We start from the raw sequence: 7,351 nt of genomic DNA, 5'->3' as shown, positions 1-7,351 counted from the left end.
GTGACATTCCGAGACCCCGCTACCGGCGGGACCGGCAGGGTCAATTTCCATGCCGACCGCGGCTGTCAATCCACCAGCGCCCAACTCGCGACGGTCGCCGTCGAACTCGACGTCCGGCTCTGGGTCGGACGCACCGGGGTGTGCTGGGACAACGCCCAGCAAGAGAGTTTCTGGTCAACCCTGAAAACCGAGTTCTACCACCGCCATCACTTCCACACCCGAGTCGAGGCGATCCACGCCGTCAGCAGCTGGATCGACACCGTCTACAACCACCGACGGCGCCACAGCGCACTCGGCCAAATCCCCCCGGTAGCCTTCGAGCACCGGATCATCACCATGGCCAAGCAGGCCGCTTAACCGATGTCCACCAAACGGGGTCAACCCCACAACCCACATAAACGTCAGCGGTAATCACCCATACGGAATACTCCGTCCGAGCGGCCACCCCCAACGCAACGCAACGCAACGCAATACGACGCAGGGCAACCCTGTGTAGATCACACTATCCCATAGATTTGCTGGGTTCGACCCCGAAGCGTGCGTCACATACTTTGAGCGCGTGGCCGACGGTGGTACCTCAATCTGGTGATTTTTGATTCCGACTGCGGGGGTGAAGTCATCAATCAGCAGGTCGCCACGTGGCTGCGGGACCGCGACCTCGAAGAATCACACGACGACGCCATACACCACATCCCTGGACTTGACCCCGGGCCACTCGCCGGGTGTCACGGCGCGCGCCGCGGCACCTATCGGATCCTCTATCGGATCGACGAAACCAGCCGTGTTGTGCACGTCCTCGATATTGACCACCGCTCGGAGATCTATGGCCGCCGGCATCGGTGATCACCGATACGAACCCGCCGGACCGACCCTTGCGAACCCGAAGAGCTCCCACCCGACTGGCAACCACCCGCACCGCCGGAAGACCTAAACCTGACGACCCACCCTTGCAACGGCCGAATCCGCGAGCCCGCCCGCGCTGGTGGTTCGGGGGTTGTCACTGCCGGGTAATCTTGGGCACTGTGAGCACCGTCGGATTCGATGCCCCGGCACGCCTGGGCACCCTGCTGACGGCGATGGTGACACCGTTCGACGCCGACGGCGCCCTGGACACCGCAACGACGGCCCGGCTGGCCGGCCGCTTGATCGACCAGGGTTGCGACGGCCTGGTCGTCTCGGGGACGACGGGTGAGTCGCCGACCACCACCGACGACGAGAAGCGCGAGTTGCTGCGGACTGTGCTGGACGCTGTCGGCGACCGGGCCCGGGTGATCGCGGGTGCGGGCAGCTACGACACCGCGCACAGCGTCAAGCTGGCCAAACAGGCTGCGGCCGAAGGCGCGCACGGCCTGCTCGTCGTCACCCCGTACTACTCCAAACCCCCGCAGCGCGGGCTGATCGCGCATTTCACCGCCGTCGCCGATGCCACCGACCTGCCCGTGCTGCTCTACGACATCCCCCCGCGTTCGGTGGTGCCCATCGAGCCCGACACGCTGCGCGCGCTGGCGGCGCACCCCAACATCGTCGCGGTCAAGGACGCCAAGGCCGACCTGCACGCCGGGGGGCAGGTGATCGCCGATACCGGACTGGCTTACTACTCCGGCGACGACGCGCTGAACCTGCCGTGGCTGGCCATGGGCGCCACCGGTTTCATCAGCGTGATCTCCCATCTGGTGGCCGGACAACTGCGAGAATTGCTGTCCGCCTTTGCCTCCGGCGATATTGCCACCGCCCGCAAGATCAACGCCGAGGTCAGCTCGCTGTGCAATGCGATGGGGCGCCTCGGCGGGGTGACGTTGTCGAAGACCGGCTTACGGCTGCAGGGTTTCGACGTCGGAGATCCAAGGCTGCCGCAGGTTGTTGCGACACCCGAGCAACGCGAGGCGCTGGCCGCCGATATGCGTGCGGCCTCCGCGCTCGGGTGAGACGAGGGGTGATGCACGGGTGAACGAAGAGCTGGCCCCGCCGGGCCCCCTGGCCGAGGGCGGGCTGCGGGTTACCGCGCTGGGCGGCATCAGCGAAATCGGCCGCAACATGACCGTGTTCGAGCACCTGGGCCGGCTGCTGATCATCGACTGCGGTGTCTTGTTTCCCACCCACGACGAACCGGGTGTCGACCTGATTCTGCCGGACTTGCGCCACATCGAAGACCGTCTCGACGACATCGAGGCGCTGGTGCTGACCCACGCGCACGAGGACCATATCGGCGCGATCCCGTTCCTGCTCAAGTTGCGCCCCGACATCCCGGTAGTCGGCTCGAAGTTCACCTTGGCCCTGGTTGCCGCCAAATGCCGGGAACATCGCATCAAACCGGTGTTCGTCGAGGTGAAGGAGGGGCAGAGCAGCAAACACGGAGTGTTCGAATGCGAGTACTTCGCGGTGAACCACTCGATTCCCGACGCGCTGGCCATCGCCGTCTACACCGGTGCGGGCACGGTCCTGCACACCGGGGACATCAAACTCGACCAACTGCCGCTGGATGGCCGCCCGACCGACCTGCCCGGTATGTCCCGGCTCGGCGACGCCGGAGTGGACCTGTTTCTGTGCGACTCGACGAACGCCGAGATACCCGGAGTCGGGCCGAGTGAAAGCGAGATCGGACCGACGCTGCACCGGCTGATCCGCGGCGCCGAAGGCCGGGTCATTGTGGCCTGCTTCGCCTCCAACGTGGATCGGGTGCAGCAGATCATCGACGCCGCCGTGGCGTTGGGCCGTCGGGTCTCCTTCGTCGGCCGGTCGATGGTGCGGAATATGGCTATCGCCCGGGACCTCGGCTTCCTGAACGTTTCCGATTCCGACCTGGTCGACATCGGGGCCGCCGAGGAGCTGCCACCCGACCGGGTGGTGCTGGTGACCACCGGAACCCAGGGCGAGCCGATGGCGGCGCTCTCGCGGATGTCGCGCGGCGAACATCGCAGTATCACCCTGACCGCCGGTGACCTCATTGTGCTGTCGTCGTCGCTGATCCCGGGAAACGAGGAGGCCGTTTACGGCGTCATCGACGCGCTGGCCAAGATCGGCGCCCGGGTCGTCACCAATGCGCAAGCGCGGGTGCATGTTTCGGGCCATGCCTATGCCGGGGAGTTGCTCTTCCTGTACAACGGGGTCCGTCCGCGGCACGTGATGCCGGTGCACGGAACCTGGCGGCATCTGCGGGCCAACGCCAAGCTGGCCGTGGGCACCGGTGTGCCGCCAGAATCGATTCTGTTGGCGGAGAACGGGGTCAGTGTCGACCTGGTAGGGGGGAAAGCCAGGATCGCCGGTGCCGTATCGGTCGGCAAGATGTTCGTCGACGGGCTGATTACCGGCGATGTCGGTGAGATCACCCTCGGTGAGCGGCTGATTCTGTCGGAGGGCTTCGTGGCGGTGACGGTGGTGGTCAAACGTGGTACCGGCAAGCCGGTGATGGCACCGCACCTGCACTCCCGAGGCTTCTCCGAAGACCCCAAGGCGCTGGAGCCCGCCATCGGCCTGGTCGAGAAAGAGCTGGAAAGCCTGGCCGCGAACAACGTCGTCGACCCGGTGCGCATCGCCCAGGGCGTACGGCGCACCATTGGGAAGTGGGTGGGTGAGACATTCCGCCGGCAACCGATGATCGTGCCGACCGTGCTGGAAGTCTGACGCCGGCCTAGATCTTCTCCGCGACTGCCGACCATTCGATTTGAGACGCGCCGAGCTTGCGCCCGGTGGGCTTGATGTAGCGCTCGGTGAATTCATCTGGCCCGGCTTGCTCGACCAGTCGCCAGCCGTACCCGGCGAGGAACGAGGCGATTTCGTCGGGCTGGATTCCGGAGTGCCACAATTGATGTCGTTTGCGAACTGACCGGTAGAGCGTGGGGCTGCCGTATCGATTGGTGCCGTCGATGAAAGCGCGGTGGACGTGGGTGAACACCAGGCGACTCCCCGATGCGGTTGGGCGCAGGCCCTCCAGTGTGGCGCGGACCGCATCCTCGGTGAGGTACTGGCTGACGCCCTCACAGATGAAGAAGACCCGGTTGCCGGGGAGGTATCCGTGTTCGGACAGAGCGGTCAGCAGGTCGTCGCGCTCAAAGTCCAGAGCCACCAGCCGGACCGAGCGAGGTAGTTCCCCCAGCACCCGTCGCACGGTCTTGGCCTTGCGCGCGATGTTGACGGGCAGGTCAACTTCGAAGACCGGTTTGCGGACCCGGCGAGTCAATCGGTATGCGACGGTGTCCAAGCCCGCTCCGAGGACAACCACCGCGTCGACGTCGTCGACGGCCTCGGTGAGTTTCTCGCCGATGAACTGTTTTCGGCAGGTCAGATTCGCCCATAATCCAGGGCCCGTCCGCTCGGATGCCTTGATGAGCGCACGCCGGACGGCGGCCGGCCTGGTGGCGGCGACGAGCCAGCGCAGTGGCGCGGGCAGGAAAAGCTGGGCCAGGTCGTCGTCTACCAGCCGGCAGCTCTCCGGCTCGTTCTGTTCGACCGCGCTGAGCAGCATGGGGGCCAGGGCTGTGCGCGCAGCGGGATTCCGGTTCATTCCGGTCGTTCTCGCGATCTTGGGATGAAGCGGCGTCGGACGGAGAGGATTGCGGCGGTGTGGCGCGGCCGGCACGGTCGCAGTCGCCGAGTGTCAGCCTACTGGCCGCCGGATCACGAGCCGGACACATCGCGCCGCCGGATCACGAGCCGGACACATCGCGGTGAAGCTCCTGTTACCAGTGTGGCAAATGAGGCAGAAGTTGTATTTGCGATTAGGCTTGCGGATATGGCGAGTAAGACCGTTGCCCGATCCGGAAGTCGAACAAGCAGGTCAAAGGCCGCGTCGGGGTCCGGGGCCCGACGCGGGCGGCCGGCCCAGGCGGGAGCATCCCCGGCCAAGCGGCCTGCCAAGCGGCCTGCCAAGCGGCCTGCCAAGGCCACCAAACGTCAAAGCGCCTCTTCGCGGCGGCAAAGTCCGTCGGTGCTGGTATTGACCGGGGCGGCCTGCGTCCGGACCGCGCGCGTGATGTGGATGATGGCGGCCAGGGCGACCGGGAGTGCGGCGCGCTCGATAGGCCGGGCCCGTCACATCGAATCCGGTCACCGCCGGGACGGCATTGCGCTGCTGCTGCTGGGCGTCGCGGTCGTCATCGCGGCCGGATCCTGGTTCGATGCCGCCCGGCCGGCCGGGGCATGGGTCGACGCGGCGATACGGATGTTCGTCGGCTCGTCGGTCGTGATGGTGCCGCTGATCGCGGTCGCTACCGCTGTCGTGTTGATGCGCACCGAACCCCACCCGGACGCCAGGCCGCGGCTGATCCTCGGCTGCGCCCTGATCGCACTGTCGGTCCTGGGACTGAGCCACCTGTGGGCGGGTTCCCCCGAGGAGCCCGAACTGCGGGCGCGCGCCGGTGGATTCGTCGGGTTTGCCATTGGGGGACCGCTCTCCGACGGGCTCACGGCGTGGATCGCCGCGCCGTTGCTCTTCATCGGGGCGCTGTTCGGGATGCTGCTGCTGGCCGGTATCACCGCTCGCGAGGTGCCCGAGGCTGTGTACGGCATGTTCAGCACCGGGATGTTCCAGCGCGGTGACCACAGGTACGCCGAGTACGACGACGGGTACGGCGAGTACGACGGGTACGACGACGGCTACGGCGGTTACGACGGTGGTTACGAGGGCTACGGCGCCTACGACGACGGTGAGGGCTACCGGGACTTCCCGGCGGACTTCGAAGGAGATTTCGAAGGAGATGAAGCCAACACCATCGAAGTCGCGCCGATCGACGACTTCGAGGGCTCCGAGGCAGCCACCAAACCGCACGCCGTAGCGAGCCGGTCTCGCCGCCGGGGCGCCAAGGCCGGGAAAGCCACTAAGGCCGACGACGCGGAACTGGACCGGGTAGTCCCGGGGGCCTATGTCCTGCCGCCGTTGGCCCTGCTGGTCGCCGGCGATCCGCCCAAGAGGCGCAGTGCCGCCAACGCTCAGATGTCCGGTGCGATCGGTGACGTGCTCACCCAGTTCAAGGTCGACGCCACCGTCACCGGCTGCACCCGGGGACCCACCGTCACCCGCTACGAGGTCGAACTCGGCCCCGGGGTCAAGGTGGAGAAGATCACCGCGCTGCAAAAAAATATCGCGTATGCGGTTGCCAGTGAGAACGTGCGGATGCTGGCGCCGATCCCGGGCAAGTCCGCCGTCGGCATCGAGGTGCCCAACACCGACCGGGAAATGGTGCGGCTGGCCGATGTGCTGACCTCGCCGACGACCCGTCGCGACCATCATCCGCTGGTGATCGGGCTGGGCAAGGACATCGAAGGCGACTTCATCTCAGCGAACCTCGCCAAGATGCCGCATCTGCTGGTTGCCGGCTCCACCGGCTCCGGCAAGTCCAGCTTCGTGAACTCGATGCTGGTGTCGCTGCTGACCCGCGCCGCGCCCGAAGAGGTCAGGATGATCCTGATCGACCCGAAAATGGTGGAACTGACTCCCTACGAAGGCATTCCGCACCTGATCACCCCGATCATCACCCAGCCCAAGAAAGCGGCAGCCGCGCTGGCCTGGCTGGTGGACGAGATGGAGCAGCGCTACCAGGACATGCAGGCCTCCCGGGTGCGCCACATCGATGACTTCAACACCAAGGTCCGGTCCGGAGCCATTACCGCTCCGCCGGGCAGCCAGCGCGAGTACAAGCCCTATCCCTACATCCTGGCCATCGTCGACGAGCTGGCCGACCTGATGATGACCGCGCCGCGCGATGTCGAGGACGCCATCGTGCGCATCACCCAGAAGGCGCGGGCAGCCGGCATTCACCTGGTGCTGGCCACCCAGCGTCCGTCCGTGGACGTCGTGACCGGTCTGATCAAGACGAACGTACCGTCGCGGCTGGCGTTCGCGACGTCGTCGCTGACCGACAGCCGCGTGATCCTGGATCAGGCGGGGGCGGAAAAACTCATCGGCATGGGCGACGGACTGTTCCTGCCCATGGGCGCCGGCAAGCCCACCCGGTTGCAGGGCGCGTTCATCACTGACGAGGAGATCCAGGCTGTCGTCGCCGCCTGCAAGGACCAGGCCGAACCGGAATACACCGACGGCGTCACGACCGCCAAACCAACCGGTGAGCGGACCGACGTCGACCCGGACATCGGCGACGACATGGACGTGTTGCTGCAGGCTGTGGAGCTGGTGGTGTCCAGCCAGTTCGGGTCCACCTCGATGCTGCAGCGCAAGCTGCGGGTGGGCTTCGCCAAAGCCGGGCGCCTGATGGACCTGATGGAGACTCGGGACATCGTCGGCCCCAGCGAAGGCTCCAAGGCCCGGGAAGTCCTGGTCAAACCCGACGAGCTGGCCTCGACACTGACTCTGATCCGCGGTGGCCCGGCAGGCGACGGCGAATCCGACGGCTAGGCC

At 66.3% G+C, this 7,351-nt stretch carries 6 protein-coding genes; 5 read left to right on the top strand and 1 reads right to left on the bottom strand.

Annotation, left to right across the window (positions count from 1 at the left end):
* The 4 genes from ACK5M9_RS05320 to ACK5M9_RS05305 all read left to right on the top strand — a co-directional run.
* Positions 1-357: integrase core domain-containing protein (locus tag ACK5M9_RS05320; RefSeq protein ID WP_416892133.1), on the top strand; the 357-nt coding region annotated here is incomplete at its 5' end.
* A gap of 228 nt (positions 358-585) precedes the next feature.
* Complete coding sequence (locus ACK5M9_RS05315) at positions 586-843, top strand: type II toxin-antitoxin system RelE family toxin (RefSeq protein WP_416892132.1); 258 nt, start codon at positions 586-588, stop codon at positions 841-843.
* A gap of 179 nt (positions 844-1,022) precedes the next feature.
* Positions 1,023-1,925 (top strand): 4-hydroxy-tetrahydrodipicolinate synthase, encoded by a 903-nt coding sequence (gene dapA, locus ACK5M9_RS05310; RefSeq protein WP_416892131.1) that lies wholly within the window; start codon positions 1,023-1,025, stop codon positions 1,923-1,925.
* Positions 1,926-1,944: 19 nt separating this feature from the next.
* Positions 1,945-3,621: a ribonuclease J gene (locus ACK5M9_RS05305; protein WP_416892130.1), complete on the top strand. Its 1,677-nt coding sequence runs from the start codon at positions 1,945-1,947 to the stop codon at positions 3,619-3,621.
* 7 nt (positions 3,622-3,628) lie between these two features.
* On the opposite strand, the gene ACK5M9_RS05300 is transcribed toward ACK5M9_RS05305, so the two are convergent.
* Positions 3,629-4,501 carry an SAM-dependent methyltransferase gene (locus tag ACK5M9_RS05300; protein WP_416892129.1) on the bottom strand — a complete coding sequence of 291 codons (873 nt, stop codon included), beginning with the start codon at positions 4,499-4,501 and terminating at the stop codon, positions 3,629-3,631.
* A 468-nt stretch (positions 4,502-4,969) separates the two neighbouring features.
* Between ACK5M9_RS05300 and ACK5M9_RS05295 the strand changes: the two genes are divergently transcribed.
* A complete protein-coding gene (locus ACK5M9_RS05295) occupies positions 4,970-7,348 on the top strand; it encodes a DNA translocase FtsK 4TM domain-containing protein (protein WP_416892146.1) in 2,379 nt (792 codons plus the stop codon).
* The last annotated feature ends 3 nt before the right edge of the window (positions 7,349-7,351 follow it).

The organism is Mycobacterium sp. (genome assembly GCF_047975165.1).
Taxonomy (GTDB): Bacteria; Actinomycetota; Actinomycetes; order Mycobacteriales; family Mycobacteriaceae; genus Mycobacterium.
Note: the sequence above shows the minus strand (reverse complement) of the source record. Positions and strands in the feature narration are given on the sequence as shown.

Bases quoted from the DNA above. Each gene is read 5' to 3' on its own strand.
- ACK5M9_RS05300 (WP_416892129.1), bottom strand. From the start codon at position 4,501: ATGAACCGGAATCCCGCTGCGCGCACAGCCCTGGCCCCCATGCTGCTC.
- ACK5M9_RS05295 (WP_416892146.1), top strand. From the start codon at position 4,970: ATGTGGATGATGGCGGCCAGGGCGACCGGGAGTGCGGCGCGCTCGATA.